The 18,482-nt window shown below is 33.8% G+C and carries 19 protein-coding genes; 12 read left to right on the top strand and 7 right to left on the bottom strand.

Annotation, left to right across the window (positions count from 1 at the left end; all coding sequences use genetic code 11):
• Positions 1-125: 125 nt before the first annotated feature.
• The 8 genes from Q0845_RS00690 (at position 126) to Q0845_RS00655 (ending at position 8,609) form a co-directional block, all read left to right on the top strand.
• Complete coding sequence (locus Q0845_RS00690) at positions 126-2,399, top strand: hypothetical protein (RefSeq protein ID WP_298507603.1); 2,274 nt, start codon at positions 126-128, stop codon at positions 2,397-2,399.
• Between the two features lie 19 nt (positions 2,400-2,418).
• Positions 2,419-3,264 (top strand): hypothetical protein, encoded by an 846-nt coding sequence (locus tag Q0845_RS00685; protein ID WP_298507600.1) that lies wholly within the window; start codon positions 2,419-2,421, stop codon positions 3,262-3,264.
• Between the two features lie 42 nt (positions 3,265-3,306).
• Entirely contained in the window at positions 3,307-4,233 is a 927-nt protein-coding gene (locus Q0845_RS00680; protein ID WP_298507597.1) for a hypothetical protein, read from the top strand.
• On the top strand, positions 4,223-5,578 hold the full coding sequence (locus Q0845_RS00675; protein ID WP_298507596.1) for an ATP-binding protein: 1,356 nt from the start codon (positions 4,223-4,225) through the stop codon (positions 5,576-5,578). The genes Q0845_RS00680 and Q0845_RS00675 overlap by 11 nt, the downstream gene beginning before the upstream one ends.
• Before the next feature lie 11 nt (positions 5,579-5,589).
• Positions 5,590-6,111, top strand: a complete 522-nt coding sequence (locus Q0845_RS00670) for a hypothetical protein (RefSeq protein ID WP_298507594.1) — start codon at positions 5,590-5,592, stop codon at positions 6,109-6,111.
• A 22-nt stretch (positions 6,112-6,133) separates the two neighbouring features.
• Positions 6,134-6,796, top strand: coding sequence for a DUF4157 domain-containing protein (locus Q0845_RS00665; protein ID WP_298507592.1), 663 nt, complete (start codon positions 6,134-6,136; stop codon positions 6,794-6,796).
• A gap of 29 nt (positions 6,797-6,825) precedes the next feature.
• Positions 6,826-7,683, top strand: coding sequence for a hypothetical protein (locus tag Q0845_RS00660; RefSeq protein WP_298507589.1), 858 nt, complete (start codon positions 6,826-6,828; stop codon positions 7,681-7,683).
• A gap of 89 nt (positions 7,684-7,772) precedes the next feature.
• Positions 7,773-8,609, top strand: a complete 837-nt coding sequence (locus Q0845_RS00655) for a DMT family transporter (protein ID WP_298507586.1) — start codon at positions 7,773-7,775, stop codon at positions 8,607-8,609.
• A gap of 90 nt (positions 8,610-8,699) precedes the next feature.
• Here Q0845_RS00655 and Q0845_RS00650 read toward each other — a convergent pair whose 3' ends face one another.
• The 4 genes from Q0845_RS00650 to Q0845_RS00635 all read right to left on the bottom strand — a co-directional run bounded on the left by Q0845_RS00650 (position 8,700) and on the right by Q0845_RS00635 (position 12,158).
• Positions 8,700-9,275, bottom strand: coding sequence for a DUF2911 domain-containing protein (locus Q0845_RS00650; RefSeq protein WP_298507584.1), 576 nt, complete (start codon positions 9,273-9,275; stop codon positions 8,700-8,702).
• A gap of 2 nt (positions 9,276-9,277) precedes the next feature.
• Positions 9,278-10,087, bottom strand: a complete 810-nt coding sequence (locus tag Q0845_RS00645; RefSeq protein WP_298507582.1) for a DUF6503 family protein — start codon at positions 10,085-10,087, stop codon at positions 9,278-9,280.
• A gap of 91 nt (positions 10,088-10,178) precedes the next feature.
• Positions 10,179-10,778, bottom strand: coding sequence for a methyltransferase domain-containing protein (locus tag Q0845_RS00640; protein ID WP_298507579.1), 600 nt, complete (start codon positions 10,776-10,778; stop codon positions 10,179-10,181).
• A 438-nt stretch (positions 10,779-11,216) separates the two neighbouring features.
• Positions 11,217-12,158 (bottom strand): hypothetical protein, encoded by a 942-nt coding sequence (locus Q0845_RS00635; RefSeq protein WP_298507576.1) that lies wholly within the window; start codon positions 12,156-12,158, stop codon positions 11,217-11,219.
• A gap of 188 nt (positions 12,159-12,346) precedes the next feature.
• On the opposite strand from Q0845_RS00635, the gene Q0845_RS00630 reads away from it, so the two are divergent.
• Genes Q0845_RS00630 through Q0845_RS00620 form a run of 3 tightly spaced genes read left to right on the top strand, consistent with a single transcriptional unit; the run spans position 12,347 to position 16,182 of the window.
• A complete protein-coding gene (locus Q0845_RS00630; protein WP_298507573.1) occupies positions 12,347-12,856 on the top strand; it encodes a sigma-70 family RNA polymerase sigma factor in 510 nt (169 codons plus the stop codon).
• A gap of 35 nt (positions 12,857-12,891) precedes the next feature.
• The gene (locus Q0845_RS00625) at positions 12,892-13,824 is read left to right on the top strand and encodes a FecR family protein (RefSeq protein WP_298507570.1); all 933 of its coding nucleotides are present in this window, start codon (positions 12,892-12,894) and stop codon (positions 13,822-13,824) included.
• The gene (locus Q0845_RS00620) at positions 13,825-16,182 is read left to right on the top strand and encodes a TonB-dependent receptor (RefSeq protein ID WP_298507566.1); all 2,358 of its coding nucleotides are present in this window, start codon (positions 13,825-13,827) and stop codon (positions 16,180-16,182) included.
• 17 nt (positions 16,183-16,199) lie between these two features.
• Here the strand turns inward: Q0845_RS00620 and Q0845_RS00615 are convergent, their stop codons facing one another.
• The 3 genes from Q0845_RS00615 to Q0845_RS00605 all read right to left on the bottom strand — a co-directional run bounded on the left by Q0845_RS00615 (position 16,200) and on the right by Q0845_RS00605 (position 17,613).
• Positions 16,200-16,517, bottom strand: coding sequence for a type II toxin-antitoxin system RelE/ParE family toxin (locus Q0845_RS00615; RefSeq protein WP_298507563.1), 318 nt, complete (start codon positions 16,515-16,517; stop codon positions 16,200-16,202).
• Complete coding sequence (locus Q0845_RS00610) at positions 16,508-16,750, bottom strand: hypothetical protein (RefSeq protein ID WP_298507560.1); 243 nt, start codon at positions 16,748-16,750, stop codon at positions 16,508-16,510. Before Q0845_RS00610 ends, Q0845_RS00615 begins: the two co-directional genes overlap by 10 nt.
• Positions 16,751-16,869: 119 nt before the next feature.
• Positions 16,870-17,613, bottom strand: coding sequence for a DUF4272 domain-containing protein (locus tag Q0845_RS00605; protein WP_298507557.1), 744 nt, complete (start codon positions 17,611-17,613; stop codon positions 16,870-16,872).
• A gap of 170 nt (positions 17,614-17,783) precedes the next feature.
• On the opposite strand from Q0845_RS00605, the gene Q0845_RS00600 reads away from it, so the two are divergent.
• Entirely contained in the window at positions 17,784-18,449 is a 666-nt protein-coding gene (locus tag Q0845_RS00600) for a class I SAM-dependent methyltransferase (protein WP_298507554.1), read from the top strand.
• The last annotated feature ends 33 nt before the right edge of the window (positions 18,450-18,482 follow it).

Genomic DNA, 18,482 nt, shown 5'->3' with positions numbered 1-18,482 from the left:
ATGAAAATATACCGAAAAAACATACCCAAAATAGACAGCAGCTAACTCTTTAAATAAAAGAGATCACGAGAAAACAACCTACCAAAGGTTTACAAAATTAATTAACAAACTAAAAAATAAAATTTATGAGTTCTTACAATGAAAATCTACATTCAAGTGTCGTTACGTCATTGGACGCACAAGAATTAGAATTACAAACTGTAGAAGCAAACTTGGAAACATCCATGTTTTCGCTCTACTATGCACAAGGTGCACGAATTACAACCGCAGAAGAATTAGAAGTAACTACTGCAAAATATGCATTTCAGAAAAAAGTATATGAGCAAGCTATCATTGATAGTGATTTGTCTACTAATGTATTGCAATCTGCCAATAATGCGAAAGATTACAATAACAAATCTGTAAGCAATACGGCAGTTGCAGCAGCAAATGTACAAATTGCGGCAAATGCTATTTTAAAGCTAGCAAGTGATGCAGGAAGCATTTTTAGTATTGTAAATGCGGCAGACTTTGATACAGATATTTATGCGCAAAGTAACAAAGCGTATGTATTGATGAATGATACAGCGTATGAAGCCGAACAAGCATCACAACACAGTATGGAAGCTTCAACGGCTATTGCAGAAGTTACTACCACTACTTTGGCAGACAAAGCAACCGTAACAGATACTTCTATAAAAGATTTGTTAGGCGTTGTAACAAAGCAGTATGATGATACTACCGCGCTATTATCTACACAAAGTGCTGAATTAGCGACTGCTAACACGAACGAGAAAAAAGCAGAAGGTATTTTGGAAGACTACAGTGTTTCATACAATGCCACAAAAGAGGCATATATATTAAATAATAGTGAGTTAAATTTAAATCTTAAAGTAACAACTCCAATTAATGTTGGTGACCACGATAGCTATACTGTTTCCTTTAACAACTATAAAAGTCCATTCAATGTAAAGTCTGCTGACGGAAAAGATAAGCCTACAGGATATCCTGTTGAGAACTACTACATTATGCTTGTAGAAAATAGTAAGTGTAGTACTTTTAATATTAATGATGCAGAAGCATTGGTCACAGAAGGATATTCAAATCGCTATGTATCAATAACTCCAAGTGAGGATACAGTAAATGGAATTTATCAGAAAATTTATATCTCTGGAGAGAATTCTGAGAATACACCTGTTTTAACAGATTCGGAAGGAGAAAGTTTAGAGCTCGGAAAAGAATATGTTGTTTTTGTCATGGCTGTATTTACGAATGCGTATAAAAAAATCATCAATACTTTTGACGATTATTTATCTGCACCATCAAAAAAGTTTGTACTAAAAAATCAGTTGAGTGCAGCTAACGCAGGTGGAATCCAAGCACCTGATACTGATAATGTGATCAAATTTGGAGTTTTTGAAAATCCAAGTTATTTACAGGATGGAAGCGGTACTGAAGTGTTAAAAAATATTCAATACCGTTGTGCGTTTTTACCAAATGATCAAGATTTAGTTCGTGGTTTATTAACTACAGATGAATTGCAATATATTGATGAAGAAGTAAAAGACAGAGAACAACTTGAAGCACTTTACAACGAAAGAATTAGTGATATTCAAGCTAGGATAGATGCTTTAAACAGTCAACAAAAAGCAGATAAAGTTGAAGATACGCCTACAAAGGATACGAAGACGACAAAAGCATCCAGTAAAAAAGTAACTAAAACGAATCCTTTAAGCATTACAGAAAAGCAACGAAAAGATTTATTAAATCTGGAATTAAAAGTTTTAGAAGAGGAAAAAGCAGCAGCCTTAGCCAATGAAAGTCATTTACAACCAGGATTTTTCTTTAATCTAACTGTTGCGGAAGAAATTCCTGCAGGAAGTTATACAGTAGCAGAACCTGGTGATATGACATTAATTGAATATCTATTAAATGAGATTGACGAAAGTGTCTTGAAAAAACTTGGCGACGATAAAATGAAATCATTAGACACAAGTATGAACAGCCTTGTTTCGAAAAAATCAGGATCACAAGCAGATATCGAACAGTTTATACAAGATGCTATTGATTTGATAGAAGGTGTCATCAAAGAAGTAATTAACAAAGGTTTGGAAGTACTTCTTTCAAATTACGGGCAGTTAATTAGTGATTTAATTTTATTAGCAAGAGGATATAAATTTTACAGTAAAAAAGTAACCTTAGCTCCTGAAACTACTGATAACTTTGGAAATCGTTTGATTAACAAAAACGACTACATTGCTGCAATCATCTCAATTACAAATAACCCTGACGAGAATGTAAACACTCAGTTTACAAATGCGCTTTCTGATTACCAGCATACAGCAGCTTTTGAGTACAATGATCCGTATGCTGTTACAAATCAAGTGATATCGTATCCAAAACAAACATCAATAAACTAATTAAAAAAAGCTATACACCATGAGTAGAGAAACTATATTAATTCCTAGTACTGATGCGACGCAGAGGTATGGAATTACAGAAAAGAAGAAGCAAGAAATAGACTTACTAACACAGGAAGTCTTAAATGCAGAAAGTGAAGTACAACAATACCAAGCTATTGTAGATTCATTAACAGATAAATCAACAAAATTAGCAGGCGAATTAGCTACAGCAGAAGCAAATAAAGCACAAGCATTAACTAACAAAAACTCTGTAGATACTGTTATAAATAATGCAAAAGATTTATATGAAAGCTCCGGAAATACGTATAAAGAATCTGCAGATGCAGAAACCAAAATTAAAAGCGTTGCTACCGAAATTAATACGGTGATTAACAAGCTTATTTATTCTGCGGAAGTGATCAATAAATTAGCAAACTTAGTCGTTCGAAAAAAAGCAAGCAATCCGTTAATTTCTGACGAATTAGTTACAATGGTTAACCAAGCAAGTGCAGATGCTACTAATGCTGTTTCATTAACTTTGGTTGCATTAGAATCTGTATTTACGTCGCAAGCCACGACTATTGAATCAAAATCGGCAATGTCACTAGAATTATTACAGTCTACAAAATTGTATGAATTTATTGTGGGAACCGAAGTAGATGGCGTTGAGAATGGTATGACTTCTGATCAAACATCACTCAAGTATTATTTATATACTGCTTACAATATTACGAGCAATATGTACGAAGAAGTATTGACTGCTTCCAATGATACTACAAATCAATTAAACGATGCAAAAGCATCATTGAGCAAAGCACAAGTAAAATTAAATTCATTACAAGCTGGATTAGCCGCAGCAAATGCCGCAGCATTAGCGTCGTAAAAAAAGTATATTTAGACTATTAATTACCTAAAAGCAAAAATTATGGAAAGCGTATTTAAAAAGTTTTATAGAAGTTTTTATAATAAAACGAATGGTTTTATACCCACAAAGCCTTTAAATCAAAATATGTATCCGGGTGACTTTTTTCAAATCAAAAATGGAGAAATCATCATTTTAGGAAATATTTTTAGAAAAAATATAGTCAATACTACCGATGTAGTTTTTAATAGTGGAATCAAACTCAATCCTACCAATTGGAACCTTAGTGAAGGTGTTACCAAGCCATATTCTGGCAGAGATACTGGACACAATCCAATTGAAGGAGATTTTGAGTTTAGCAAACAAGTATTAGCTTTTGACGGATTTGGAAGTTTCTTCTTTAAAAGTAGTGCTCCCGAATCTGTTAAATTTGCTAATTGGGGCGATTTTAAGCAAGAGCTTATTATCAAAATGACCCAAACTCTCTATTCATTCAGAGAACTTTATATTGTTACAGAAAGTGCTACAACAGAAAATTGGACTTTGGCAATTGCAGGTTCAGACAAAGCTGAATTAGAAATTGCTACAGAATCCGAAAACTTTGGATTGGTCGATATTTTTGGCGATTCAAGTGCGAAAACCATTCAAGCTAGAGATATCGAATTTTATCATCGTGAAGACAAGAAGAAACCTTCTTTTTTTAAAGCAAAGAAATTAATTGTACAACAAGAAAAATTGGATGTATTTATAAGCGAATTGATCAGCGAGCGAATGCAAGTTCCCGTATGGGCAGAAAATTTTTATGAATACGATTTTTATAATGTAGGTGGTCCATATTCTCCACCTGTAACTACAAATACAGCACAAGCATGCACCTTAGATATGTTACAGGCAAATCAATTAAACCCGAATACGGCTTTACAATATTTTTCGTGGGCAAATGCCAATCTTGATGACGTAGAAATGCTATTTAGAACCTATGGAAACTAACGAATATATTGTTTCACTCCATGAAGAAATTAGTTGGTTACAAAATGTCATCAATCAGGTAATTAGTAGCTATTTGCAACATGAAGATGCTGAAGATATTCATTGGACAGATATACCAATGCCCGATCTTTCTGAAGTAGATTCGCCTTTTGCAAATACGGTGAAAGAATGGGATTTGAACAATTTAGAACGTATTGTTTTGGCCTTAGCCATAACACCACACATTCTTCCGGAAGCATTAGATATTTTCTTTGGTCAGAATAAAATTTATAATAGAGGTTTTACAGAATTTGGAGGCGTAATCGACAAAAGTCACAGCGGTTTTTTACCCACAGGTCAAACTTTACTATTTCTAACGACTGCGCTTAATCCTGAATGGCGATTGGAAGTATTTTCCATTTTTGAAAACAAGCACATTTTTCAGCAAGAACAAGTAGTAAATATGGAACCTGTAGAAGGTTATTTGCCAAAATACAATGGTGTGCTAAGTCTAAATCATCGATGGTTGCATTATTTTATTACTGGAGAAAAACCAAAATTAGAACACAGCGTTTCATTTCCTGCTCAAAAAATAACCACTAATTTAGACTGGGATGATATTGTATTAAATGCTGATATTATGGATCAAGTAGCAGAATTGACTACTTGGCTTTCTCATAAAGATACTTTGTTGGAAGATTGGGGTTTATCCAAACATTTAAAACCTGGATACAGAGCTTTATTTTACGGTCCGCCAGGCACTGGTAAAACCTTAACTGTTTCGCTTTTGGGTAAAAATTTAGGTTTGGATGTATATCGTGTAGATTTATCCATGATTGTATCCAAATATATTGGGGAAACAGAAAAAAACCTATCGCGAATTTTTGATACGGCAGCACATCAAAACTGGATTCTATTTTTTGATGAAGCCGATGCGTTATTTGGAAAACGTACCAAAGCAAATTCGTCAAATGATCGACATGCCAATCAGCAAACAGCCTATTTATTGCAACGCATTGAAGACTTTCCCGGATGCATCATTTTGGCTTCCAATTTAAAAGCAAATATGGACAAAGCTTTCTCCAGAAGGTTTCAATCCATTATACACTTTAAAATGCCTTCTGTGGAAGAACGTTTCAAACTTTGGCAAAATGTATTTACAGGAACCTGTACACTGGCAGATGATATTGATTTGTATAAAATTTCGGAAGATTATGAATTGGCTGGTGGCGCCATTATCAATGTACTTCGTTATTGTGCCTTAGCAGCGATACAACGTGGCGATACGGTTGTAAACAAACAAGAATTGCTAACAGGAATACAAAAAGAATTAAAAAAGGAAAACAAAACAATTACAAAAGCGTAACCATTGTTTGTATGATAGATATCGAAGAATTAATACTATTACGAGAGCATTCACGATTGTTGGTGATGAATTCTTGGCGACTTGAAATTCCAGAAGTATCTCGGAATATCATCATTGCCAATGCACTCAATGATTGTGTATTGTATAAGAATTTAAATTTGGTAGGATATCTTATTACAACTAGACGCGTATTTATAATTGGTGCTAGCGAAAACACACCGTTTCAAGAAATACTCTATCATTTTTATCATACTGTTGAAACGGGCATTGCTGAGTACAAAAAAATGAGGAACGAATATGATGGCACATATCATTCAGAACATCATGTGTATCACAAATTATTTACACCATATCCTTTTTTAAATGATTACATCAGAGCTTTAATCACTGGAAAAGAAGTCAATCTGCCATACTACGATCCATATTTAAAACACTTAAAACACTATATCCATCATCATAATTATTGTTCTGCGTTAGACTATTCAGGAGGAAAAAGTCCTGTAATTGTGGCTACAGATGATATTATATTATAACTTAAAAAAACATTGTACCATCATGAAAAAACAGCTTCCCAAAAAAACAGCAGAAAAAACAGTGCAAACTGCGGCAGCGCATAACCATAAAGTGGCTCAAACAAAGCAAGGAATTTCGCTTGAAGATAATCGTCCTAAAACAGTGATTCAGCAACAAAAAAACAACACTGGATTGCCCAATAATTTAAAATCTGGTATTGAGAGTCTTTCCGGACATTCTATGGATGATGTTAAAGTACATTACAATTCATCCAAACCTGCACAACTCAACGCACATGCTTACGCACAAGGAACTAATATTCATGTAGCTTCTGGACAAGAAAAACATTTGCCTCATGAAGCATGGCATGTGGTGCAACAAAAACAAGGACGTGTACAAGCTACAAAAACGGTGAATGGTGCAAAAATAAATGACAATGCTGGTTTAGAAAAAGAAGCGGATGTTATGGGCGCAAAAGCATTGCAACGAAAAGCTGTTTCAAATACGGAAACTGCACAATTGGCTTCCAGTTCTGATGTCATTCAAAAAATGGACAAACATTATTGGGTTGTAAAAGCAGGACATAAAAAATATATTGGTTCATTCAAAAATCATAAAACAGCTAATAATTGGTGGGCAAAAAATAAAAGCAACTACAAAGGATATACGTTTGGACAAGGTAGTTCTTCAAAAAAATATCGTTAATCTAATTTGTTTAGTATCTAGTTTTTCCAATGAAACAAAACTTAGTCAATAAAAATAGTGGAAAATTGTTAACTACTGCGGCGTCACATAACAGTAGTCACCAAAATCAACGCACTAATTTTTCTTTGGTTGATAATCGTGTAACCGCTGTTGTACAACAAAAGCTATTTGATAAAATTCAATCGCATCCTACGCACTCTATACAATTAAAACAAAAAGGTCTGAGAGCTCGTATTCGTAAAAAACTTGCTGGTAATGTTCCTTTAACTGATAGAGAAAAAGTAAAAGCAATTTCTTATGGAATACTTCAAGATCATGAACACACACATAGAAATGTGCCTAACGCAACACCTGCGAGAAGAGGTTCTATCGCTGGAGCAAATTTATTAGATACTATCAGTCCTAGTGCTTCAATACCGCATACAGGACTCAATTTAGCCGATTTCCGAGCTCGATTTCAACCTTTAGTTAGAGGCGGTAATATATCTACTGCAAGACTAAATGCGTTATTACCTAAGCACAAAGCAGTAGCTTTTCCTCCTGCAAGAGGTGGAGGCGCAGATGAAATTAGGGCAGGTAGAAAGTGGGAAATTCCAAATCCAGAAGGAGGAACACATTCCATTTGGGTACATACCAACGATCCAAGACAAAATCCTCCTGAAAATGCCGCAGCTGGTCCAATTGCTAGGGTTCAGGATAGCAGCGGTAAATTTTTATCTGAACAATACCAAACCGCGCCTAAACATTTACTGGATCAACAAGCAAAAAGAGCAAAAAAGAAGAAAGCTCCTATACCTGATGTAGAAAGAGCAATAGCGAATAAAACTGGACATTGGACGACTCCTGATGATGATAGAGCCAATGATCAACATATTCCGTTAACCTAAGCTAAAAAGTGATTAAAAACATATATATACTTGTAATTTATTGATCACATTCAATTACTTTTGTGACTTCAAAAAACATCACAAAATTCATGCTCAAAAAAGCCATTCAATTTATGATCATCAGTGCCATTGGCTTTGCTTTTCTGAATGCAATTGTCAAGTATTTAGGTGATTTTGATGCGTATCAAATTGTATTTTTTAGATCTATGGGAACGTTGTTTTTCACCATTCCTTTACTTGTAAAACTGAACCTATCTTTCTTAGGAAATAAAAGAACATTGTTAATTTTACGCGGTATTTTAGGTGTCACTTCAATGTCCTTATTTTTTATGTCTATCAAGTATCTTCCTATTGGATCGGCAGTTTCACTACGGTACATCTCTCCTATTTTTGCAGCTGTTTTTGCCTTTTTTATTCTAAAAGAAAAAATCAAGCCAATACAATGGTTGTTTTTTCTAATTGCATTTAGCGGCGTTGTTATTTTAAAAGGGTTTGATGCGCAAATTGATACGACAGGACTTTTATTGATCATAGCTTCTTCCTTTTTTAGTGGTTTGGTATTTATCATCATTCGTAAAATTGGTTCGGACGATCATCCAATTGTCGTCGTTAATTATTTTATGATAATTGCCTTGATTGTTGGTGGTATTTTATGCATTCCGTATTGGAAAACACCTGTAGGCTGGGAATGGGCTTTATTGCTAAGTTTGGGAGTTTTTGGGTATGTTGGACAATTATACATGACCAAAGCTTTACAACTAGCAGAAACCAACAAAGCAGCACCGTTAAAATATATTGAAGTCATTTTTACCATGCTCATCGGATTGAGTTGGTTTAATGAATCGTACACGCTTTGGAGTCTCCTGGGTATTATTTTAATTGTGATTGGATTGACGTTAAATACCTATGTAAAAGTTGGTAAATGACATAAAAAAAGCACCTACGAATTCACGCAAGTGCTTTTAAATTCAATTAAAAAATCTAAACTAAAATTGAATAATTGCTTCTTTTTCTTATTATTTTAATGTGATTGGAAACTCAGCAATTGTAGTATCCCAACCTATTTTTAAATGCACAACATTTTTACTTTTTTCGTATAAAACAACCGATAATTGCTCTATTTCTTCATCACTTTTTTGTGTTGGTGCTGTAATACTCGCTACATCTTTAGAAGCATCGTACGAATAATTTCCCCAACCGTCATTTTCTGAATTTATCTTTAAAGTCCAAGAATCTTTTGTTGGAATAATGATTACTGAATAACGACCTGCTTTTACTTTAGTATCACCTACCATTACATCTGTCATAAACAAAATTTCAGTTGATTCATCAGCGCCAACTCTCCAAGCTTTTCCAAACTTTAATAAGCTTCCAAAAACTTCTCTTCCTTTTTTATAAGGTCTTCCATAAATCACTCTAATTTTTGGTTCCAACGCTTTCTTTTGCTCTGCTGTTTTAGCAAAAGCTCTTTTTGCTGCGTTTGTTGGATAATGTGCAATGTCTGTTGGACTCTTTCCTAGTTTTGAAAATTTTTGTGCGTTTACGGTACTTACTGCTGCAAAAAATGCGAGCAACATGATGATTTTTTTCATGATTACTTTTTTAAATTGATTACTTTCTCTGTTTCTATTCTTGATAGTTCTTTTAAACTTCCTTTTTCGTATAAAGCTGGCAAATCCTTTAATGGCGTACCAACTTCCGCTTTGTAATTGATGTAATCTTGAAAGGTGATTCCATCTACGACACGTGTATTGTAGGCACTTCTAAAACGAACGCCGCCACCATTTACTTGATAATTATACGCTAAGTAGTCTATTTTTTTTGTGTTTTGATTGATCCAATAATGATACTCGTCATCATGATCTTCGCCGCCACCTTCTTCATTAAATGTCACTTTCAATACATCGTATTTTTGACCTTTAATCATCGTTTCTTCTACGAACTTTTTATTGACAGCTGCATCGTTTAATTTATGTGGTAATGTCGCAAAATAAATCACAGAATTTAAGGCTCCAATAGCACTATTTTTTTTCTTTTCAGAAAGTGTTACAGGTTTATTATTCACTTGGCGTGAGAATGTTCCGTTGTTTAATATGTCGAGTGTTGTATTACCGTCTTTGGCACTTTTTACAATATATGTGTAGACTGTACCATTATTTTTAAAAGTATATTCTTTATCACGAAATACAAATTGGTAATGCGCCTGATCGTACAATTCACCACCATGTGCTTTGATGGATTCTTGAAGAACATTAGTGGCTTTGTCTGCAGTTTTCGGAGTTTCTTTTGGAGTAGTTTCTGAAACAGCAACTGTTTTTTGTTGTGCTGTTGGTTTTTCTTTAGAATCGCATGCTATCAAACTAAGAAATAGCGTGATAAGCAATAGTGTTTGCGTAGTTTTCATGAAAACTATAGTTAAGTTTGTTTTGTTAGGTACTTTATTGATTGGTGAATTTGTCGAATTAATTACCAATCCTTTCCCATTTTAACAAAATTTAACTTTTCACAAAAATCCCAAAGAGTTCATTGCCTGCTCTTGGAGGAATGGAGTTATACGCTTTCTCCAATATTTTCACTTTAAAATACGGTTTAAAATAGAGTAAATATTCTTCTTTGCTTCCGCCAAAAGGACGTTTTTCCAAATCGCCCGTAAGCGGAATATCAAACCATAAACCTACAAGTTTTCCAGTTGGTTTCAGCAATGTAGCCATGTGTTGCGCATACTGTGTTCGAGTTTCGGACAATGGAGGAAATGAACAGAAGAAAGTTTGTTCTATAATTAAATCATACGTTCCTTCATGTGTAAAAAAATCGTCACACAATAACTGTTCTGAAGGAAATTTTGGATTGCGTTCTTGAAATTCTTGCAGCGGAATTTCAGAAATATCTAAAATAAATACATTGGTAAATCCTTGTGCTATCAAATATTCAGCTTCATAAGCGTTTCCTGCACCAGGAATTAAAATTTTCAGTGTTGTATCCGTTAGTTGATCAATATATTCTTTTAATGGTGTAGATGGCGAACCAATATCCCAACCTGTACGTTCGTCCTTATACCGTTGTGACCAATATTCTTTTGTAGTATTTGAATTCATGAGCGCAATTTTAAGGTAAAGTTCTGAAAAGAATTTTAGTTGCGCTAGTTATTGAAAGTTTTTCATCACGAATTCACGAATGTTTTATTGCTGTTTTTTATGGTTTGTCACTGTTTTAATCATAATTATTACAATGACTATCATTGCTATAATTAAAGAAGAAGGTTCAATTGCTTCCATAAAAAAATCGCCAACAGTATCTAATTTAATATTCAATATCAGCCAACATAAAACTACTAATACTAGAAAAAAAAGTATGAATCGTTTATCAAAAAACTTATTTGTCATCATATATTAAATCGTAAAGTGTTCAAGTTTTTCTTTTAGATATTCACAAAACCCTTGCTTCTTTCGAAACAAGGGTTTTTTTAGTGAGTAATTAAAAAACTGTACGTTGGCTTAAAAACGTCTGTTTATTAATGTCGTAACCAAACCTTATTAATTACAAGCGTCAAACGCTGCAATTAATTCATCTTCACTATTTATTGTTGCTTGCGTTCCATCTTCGTATTCGATAGTCATTGGGAACGTGATTGTAAAAAATGTATTATTATCTAATCCATCTAAGTATGTAATAAATTCGTCATCGTCATTTACCGTAGTAACATTTCCTGCATCGTCAATTAATGTTAATGGGAATACAATTTCGAAACAGTTATCTACACAGTCATCACATGGATCAATATCATAACAATCATTGTATAAAGCATCAAAATCTTCATCACTGTTAATTGTTACATCACCATTTTCTGTTGATACTGTAATAGGATATACAAATCCAATAGCTCCTTCAACAGTAAACAACTCATACTCGTCATTTACAACAACTGTGTTACCATCGATAGTTGCTACACTTAAAGGGAAGTTATACTCGAAGCAGTCATTTCCAAAAGGGTCACCAGGTTCTCCTCCAGGCTCTCCGCCACCGCCAGGGTTTCCACCACCAACTGTTCCATTTTCAAAGCAGTCTTCTAACAATTCAATGAAACCTAATTCATCTTGAATCGTTACTACTTCACCATCAGCAGTAGTTACATCTACAGGAAATGCTAACATATACCCTGCATTAAAAAAGTTTTCTGCTTCTGCTTGACTGTTTACTGTAGCAACTGTGTTACCGTTTGTTACTGTATACGGAAAGTTCAATGTGAAACAATCATCAAGCATGTCATTGTTTTCATCATTGTTTTCAAACATGCTTTCAGCCTGACCTGTAGCAGCTGCATTACGAGCGTAATCTGTCATGTTTGATTTAATTGTCGCTTTTGCTTCGTTATTAGCTTGCGGATCTTCTGGGATTACATCTGTGTTGTCATTACTACAAGAAAATGTAAAAACAGCCAGTGCAAGAATCAATGAGAATTTAAGAAATTTTTTCATAGATATTTAGTTTTGATTTGTTTGTTTTTGTGTTTACGAATTATAGACAACTGGATAGCTGAGCACCCTACCTTTGCTAAAATAAAATTCTAAATAAAATGTTAATTTATTGATTATTAATTATTTATGAGTTCGTTTTTTTTACATATTTTTGAATCGTATAAAAATTCATACTAACTTTTAACATCTTGAATTCCAAAAAATCAGTTTGTGAAACCAAAAACTTTGATGCTCTTTTTAAGAAGCATTCAAGGACTTTGCGTAACTATATATACTATAAATGTGGCGATGCAAATTTAGCTGAAGATTTGGTACAAGAAGCCTATATTAAACTCTGGAATAATTGTAAAAAGATTCCATTCGCGAATGCGTTATTCTTCCTAAAAAGAGTGGCTAACAATGCTTTTTTGAATGTCGTAAAGCATCAAAAAATTGTATTGCAACACGAGCAAACTAAAAAATCGGAAGTAGATATACAAAGTCCTGAGTTTTTATTAGAAGAGAAAGAATTTTTACAAAAATTAGAAAATGCAATCGCGCGCTTGTCCGAAAAGCAACGTGAAGTATTTTTATTAAATCGAATCGACAAAAAAACATATAGTGAAATTGCTGTATTCCTCGATATTTCAAAGAAAGCCGTAGAAAAACGCATGCACAATGCACTAAAAGTGTTACGCAAAGAAATTGGTGATATTTAAATCAAAATTAAAAGGTAGGGTAAACAACTTTTGAGTTGTCTGTAATATTAAGAGAGATGATGAATAGTGAACAACATAACGAAATTGATTTAGCAAAATGGCTTAGTGGAGAATTGTCTCCAGAAGAAAAGCAGGCTTTTGAGCAAACTGATGCTTATAAAACCTATGCTAAAATCATCAACGCTACAGAAAAATTAAACGATCCTGCGTATGATGAAGCTGCTGTATTGGCTAAAATTAAAGAGAAATTGGCAGCACAACCGAAAGTTAGAAAACTGAATTTCCGTTATGTATACACAGCTGCTGCGTCTGTAGTTATTTTGTTTGGATTGTACTTTTTCTTGAAAAATGCAACCATTACACATCAAACAAATTTTGGACAACAACTTGCCATCAATCTTCCAGATGGTTCGGAAGTTATCTTAAACGCTAAATCAACGTTAGATTACGATAAAGATACTTGGGACAAAGAAAGAACATTACATTTAAATGGTGAAGCATATTTTAAAGTGACCAAAGGTTCGCCTTTTAAAGTCATTACCGATGAAGGAACTGTCGAAGTTCTAGGTACCGAATTCAATGTAGATACCAATACAAATTTTTTAGAAGTACAGTGCTTTTCCGGAAAAGTAAACGTGACTAATACAGCAAAAAAGTCGCATATTTTAACCAAAGGAAAAGCGGTGAGAACCTACAATGCTACAGTAACCAACTGGACATTCAATACTGTGGAGGAAACTTGGATGTCTGGTTTGAGTTCTTTTAACGAAATGCCGCTTTTGGAAGTACTTGACGCATTGGAAGATCAATATCAAATTACTATAAAAAACAAAGAAAACTTTGCTCAAGAACGTTTTACAGGTCGCTTCGTAAATGATAGTTTGGAAGTAGCACTAAAAACAGTATTTGAAGCCATGGATATTGATTACAAACTGAATACTAACATTGTGACGCTCTCAAAAAAGTAGATGAAGAAGGCATATTTAGTATATATTTTACTTGTATGCTTCCAAGTTGTACATGCTCAGGAGCCAAACTCTTCTTCTAATAATACGCCGCTAAAAACCGTCTTATCAGATATTGAAAAACGTTTTAAAGTCAGCATTTCATACAACTCCAAAATTGTAGCAGGCAAAGTGATCACATTGACAAAAATGCCCGCTACGCTTCAGGAAACTTTTGAAATTATTGAGCAACAAACACGATTGACTTTTCGGAAAATTACATCAAACTCTTACGTGCTAAAAAAGCGAAAAAAGAGAAGCAGAAATATGGCAGCGCGCACTATTAAGTTAGACGAAGTTGTCATTGCCGAATATTTAACCACAGGATTTTCTAAAACTGTTGATGGCGCTATTAAAGCAGTCCCAAAAGATTTTCAAGTCCTTCCAGGCTTTGTAGAATCGGATGTTATGCAGAGTGTACAATTAATTCCAGGTATTCAAAGTCCTGACGAAACTTCTACAGGATTGAACATTCGTGGTGGAACTCCAGACCAGAATTTGATTTTATGGGACGGCATTAAAATGTATCAATACGATCATTTTTTTGGGATGATTTCTTCCTTTAATCCGTACCTTATTGAAAGTGTAAATATTTATAAAAACGCAGCACCTTCACGATACGGGAATCATATTTCGGGCGTTGTTGATATAGAATCGTATTCTAAGATTCCTAAAAAAACTGTTGTCGGATTGGGCGCAAATATGATTTATGTAGATGCGTTTGTACAACAACCTATTGGCGACAAAGTAGCTGTTATTGCTTCATTTCGTCGTTCGTATTCCGATGTGTTTGAAACTGTAACCTTTGATGAGTTTTCCGAGCAAATTTTTCAAAACACAAAAATTACTGACAATACAGGAACATTTAGCGATGTACTTTCGCTGACGAATAATAGTTTTTATTTTATCGATTTTACTGCAAAAGTCATTGCCGAACTTTCTGAAAACAGTCAACTTTCGGTGAGTTCTATTGTCTCTAAAAATGATCTTATTTTTATATCACAATTTGACGAAATTAATCGCCGAACCGATGATGAATTATTTATCAATAATCTTGGCATTGGTGTTTCGTGGAAGCAGACTTGGGACAAAAAATTTGCTACAGAATTGAATTTGACGACTTCTCGGTATGATTTAGAATATTTGGGTGAAGAATTATTGTCCAACTTATTCGATTATCAAACCATCAAAGAAAATGGAATTTCCGAAATTGGTTTGCATGCACAAGCGAGCTATACTTTAAATAAGAAACATCGTTTTATTGGCGGTTATGAACTGATTTTAAATGAACTAGATTATACAATCGGACGACAATCGGATGTTATTTTTGATCCCGATTTTTTTGTGAATTCTGAAAACTCGCAAAACACCATTCATGCTATTTTTGGAGAACATCGCTGGAAGCAAAACGATTGGAATATTTTTACAGGCATTCGTGGAAATTATGCGACAGAACTTGGCAAATTCTTTTTCGAACCAAGTATCCATATTTCCAAAAAATTGAACAATCAATTGAATGCGGTTTTTTCTGCGGAACGACAATATCAGTTTATCAGTCAGATTACGGAGTTTGAAACGCAAAACTTTGGATTGGAAAATCAGGTTTGGGTTGCTACAGATAATGAAATTCCAGTATTGCGCAGTGAGCAAATCAGTTTGGGTGGAAACTTTCAGTACGATTCTTGGAATGTCGATGCCGAAGTCTATTATAAAAAAATTAGCAACCTTACTTCGCTTACGCGCGGATTTGATATTGAAACTACCGGACTTTCCATTGGTGAAAGTACGATTACAGGTTTGGATGTATTGGTTAAAAAGCGCTTTTACAACTTTACAAGTTTGGTGAGTTATGCCTTTACACAAAATGAATTTCGATTTGAAAATTTGAACAATACCAATCCATTTGATGGAAATTTTGACATCAGACATTATTTGTCACTAGTACAATCAGCAAAATTTGGCGATTTGGAATTATCCTTGGGTTGGCGTTACCGAACTTCGCGTCCGTATACACTGGCTACAGGTTTGCAAGGTGACAATGCAGATAATATTACCATTGTGTATGGCGAACGAAATGCGGAACGTTTGAATCCGTATCATCGTTTGGATTTCTCCGCGAAATATGAAATCAAGCCTTTTAAGAACAAAGATTTAAAAGCTACTTTGGGAATTTCTTTATTAAATATTTACAATCAGAGGAATATTTTAAACCGAAATTACCGCGTTATTCTAAACACACAAAACGCCGAATTCCAATTGCGTACGATTGATAAAATTTCTTTGGGAAGAACGCCTAATTTTATGGTGCGATTGGAGTTTTAATGTAAAAAATTTAATCCTTACTCCATTTCATTAATTTTTTTAGGATCTTGTTTTGTAGCGAAAACATTGACAATTTCAATTCGTTGAAACTCGTCATTTATCCAATAAATAATTTTATAGTTTTTGAATATTAGATATCGGAATTCCTCTTTTCTATGCTGTAGACTAATTTCAATTTGACCAATTTTTGGCTGTTTTTCAACACCTATAGTAGTATCTAGAATTCCTTTTACTAATTTTTGTGCTACTCTTTTATTAGCTTTTAATGAATAGTAATCATAAATATCATGCAATTTATTTTCAGCAAATTCTAACCAATAAACTTCTAACTCCATTTTTGGATTTTAGATTGAAGATCAGTCGCTTTCATCATGCGTCCTTCTTTTGAGTCACTCATTGCTTGATCAATTTCAGAATTATACTGTTCCATAGTCATAGGCTTGATATTGCTTTCCATCATTTCAACTTTTCTTTTTTTCAGTAATTCTTCTAAACCACTAATGATTTCTTCACTTTGAAGTTTCAAAAATTCCTGAACAAATTCTATTTTTCGAGCCTCTAAATTCATTTTCATTCTATTTATACCAAAGATACTAAATTATCAGACTTATATTCAGTCCACTATAAAACTGAGTTTATCTAGATAAAAACTTAAATTTTATAATACGATTGGAGTTTTAATCTAAATTACGTACTCAAATCCGTATCATCCCAAGTTGTACCAGCAGAAAGCATCCATGTTAACGAATGTCTGCGTTCGTGAATAACACCACCATTTCCAACAGGATCAAATCCATCAGGAACTGTATCTCTTCCTAATTGCGCACTTCGAACAGCATTATGCAAACAATAAAATAAATCTTCTTTTTGAATCACAGCTTCTTCTGTTAAGGTCTCTTGTTGAGAAGCCCATTCGTTAAGATTTTCATCCAAAGAACAGGTATAATTCATTAGAATTTCTTGCATTTGTTCACCTGCCATCATGTTTCCATAAATTTTAGGTTCCTCATACCCAAAATACCATGCTAATGGCCAAGCGTTTTCAAATTTCCAGCCAATGGAATCTTTTAATCCTTGATCGTCTCTAGATGCTCTAAAAATTATCAATTCGTCATCTGTCATGAATTTTTCAAGTCTATTTTGATCAATAAATTGTAAGATCTTATCGTCTGACACATGTTCAGATGGTACCAAAAGCCAAAAAATCATTGCTTTGATGGCGTGCAATCTTCCTGCTATTTCAATGGAAGGTCTCAACTTTGTATCCCAACTTGTTGGAAGTGATTTTGCTGGTTGAAATCCTGCTTTTGCACAAATTGCCAATGATTGTAAACGTGTGGCTGGCAGTTCTATTTGAAAGTTCTCAGGATTACTTTCAGGTGCTTGATTCTTTTCTGATTTCTTTCCAAATAATTTTTTAAAAAAACTCATGTATGCTATTCGTTATTGTGAAGTGTTTTTTGTTTTTAAAGATACTATTAAACACTATAAAACCAAATTTATGAGCGTTCATCATTTGAATGCTACACTAAAAAAGCATGCGTGCCAATTTTATATTAAGAAGTTATATTGGTTATCTTTACACCTTAGCGTAAAACTACATGAGTTCTCCATTAGCAAAAGATAAAAAAAGTATTCTAGATAAGCTGTTGATTCGATTCCACAAAAAAGCTTCTCATGGCAACAGAATTGATATCCTGAGTGCACTTTTTATCAAGGAAATTCAGAATATATCCATTGAAAAAAAAGAAGCTATTCAATTGTTAGATATTGGTTGTGGCGATATGACGATTACGAATATTTTAGCTGAAAAAGGAACGAATATTACCTGTACAGGCGTTGATATTTATCCAAATACTAAAAACTGGGATCATTATGCTGAGTTTGATGGAAAAACGCTTCCTTTTACGGATAAATCATACGATGTAGTTTTATTTAGCGATGTACTACATCACGATGCGGAAAACATGAATCGACTATTGCAAGAAGCCAAACGTGTTGCCGATTTTATCATTATCAAAGATCATTTTGAGTATGGTTTTTTCTCAAGATCGTTATTACAATTGGCAGATATTATTGGGAATTATGGCTACGGCGTTTCCATTCCGAAACGGTATTTTTCCAAAGAACGATTTCAAGCTATTTTAGCACAAGAACAATTACAAGAAATCAAGTTGATTTGCCCAATTTACTTGTACAATCATCTTCCGTTAGTGAAGTATATTTTTAAAGGAAAGTATCAGTTTGTGTGTGTTATTAAAACCTAATTTTAATAACGTTCATTTTTTCTTGATAAAAAA

Origin of the sequence: uncultured Kordia sp., from assembly GCF_947489565.1 — a bacterium.
Taxonomy (GTDB): domain Bacteria; phylum Bacteroidota; class Bacteroidia; order Flavobacteriales; family Flavobacteriaceae; genus Kordia.
The sequence above is the reverse complement of the archived record's forward strand: the minus strand, read 5'-3'. Positions and strand labels throughout refer to the sequence as shown.

Excerpts from the sequence above, each read along its gene's own strand:
- Q0845_RS00675 (WP_298507596.1), top strand. The coding sequence starts at position 4,223 with ATGGAAACTAACGAATATATTGTTTCACTCCATGAAGAAATTAGTTGG.
- Q0845_RS00670 (WP_298507594.1), top strand. The coding sequence starts at position 5,590 with ATGATAGATATCGAAGAATTAATACTATTACGAGAGCATTCACGATTG.
- Q0845_RS00660 (WP_298507589.1), top strand. The coding sequence starts at position 6,826 with ATGAAACAAAACTTAGTCAATAAAAATAGTGGAAAATTGTTAACTACT.
- Q0845_RS00635 (WP_298507576.1), bottom strand. The coding sequence starts at position 12,158 with ATGAAAAAATTTCTTAAATTCTCATTGATTCTTGCACTGGCTGTTTTT.
- Q0845_RS00665 (WP_298507592.1), top strand. The coding sequence starts at position 6,134 with ATGAAAAAACAGCTTCCCAAAAAAACAGCAGAAAAAACAGTGCAAACT.
- Q0845_RS00615 (WP_298507563.1), bottom strand. The coding sequence starts at position 16,517 with ATGGAGTTAGAAGTTTATTGGTTAGAATTTGCTGAAAATAAATTGCAT.
- Q0845_RS00620 (WP_298507566.1), top strand. The coding sequence starts at position 13,825 with ATGAAGAAGGCATATTTAGTATATATTTTACTTGTATGCTTCCAAGTT.
- Q0845_RS00605 (WP_298507557.1), bottom strand. The coding sequence starts at position 17,613 with ATGAGTTTTTTTAAAAAATTATTTGGAAAGAAATCAGAAAAGAATCAA.
- Q0845_RS00600 (WP_298507554.1), top strand. The coding sequence starts at position 17,784 with ATGAGTTCTCCATTAGCAAAAGATAAAAAAAGTATTCTAGATAAGCTG.
- Q0845_RS00655 (WP_298507586.1), top strand. The coding sequence starts at position 7,773 with ATGCTCAAAAAAGCCATTCAATTTATGATCATCAGTGCCATTGGCTTT.
- Q0845_RS00610 (WP_298507560.1), bottom strand. The coding sequence starts at position 16,750 with ATGAATTTAGAGGCTCGAAAAATAGAATTTGTTCAGGAATTTTTGAAA.
- Q0845_RS00680 (WP_298507597.1), top strand. The coding sequence starts at position 3,307 with ATGGAAAGCGTATTTAAAAAGTTTTATAGAAGTTTTTATAATAAAACG.
- Q0845_RS00685 (WP_298507600.1), top strand. The coding sequence starts at position 2,419 with ATGAGTAGAGAAACTATATTAATTCCTAGTACTGATGCGACGCAGAGG.
- Q0845_RS00650 (WP_298507584.1), bottom strand. The coding sequence starts at position 9,275 with ATGAAAAAAATCATCATGTTGCTCGCATTTTTTGCAGCAGTAAGTACC.
- Q0845_RS00640 (WP_298507579.1), bottom strand. The coding sequence starts at position 10,778 with ATGAATTCAAATACTACAAAAGAATATTGGTCACAACGGTATAAGGAC.
- Q0845_RS00690 (WP_298507603.1), top strand. The coding sequence starts at position 126 with ATGAGTTCTTACAATGAAAATCTACATTCAAGTGTCGTTACGTCATTG.
- Q0845_RS00645 (WP_298507582.1), bottom strand. The coding sequence starts at position 10,087 with ATGAAAACTACGCAAACACTATTGCTTATCACGCTATTTCTTAGTTTG.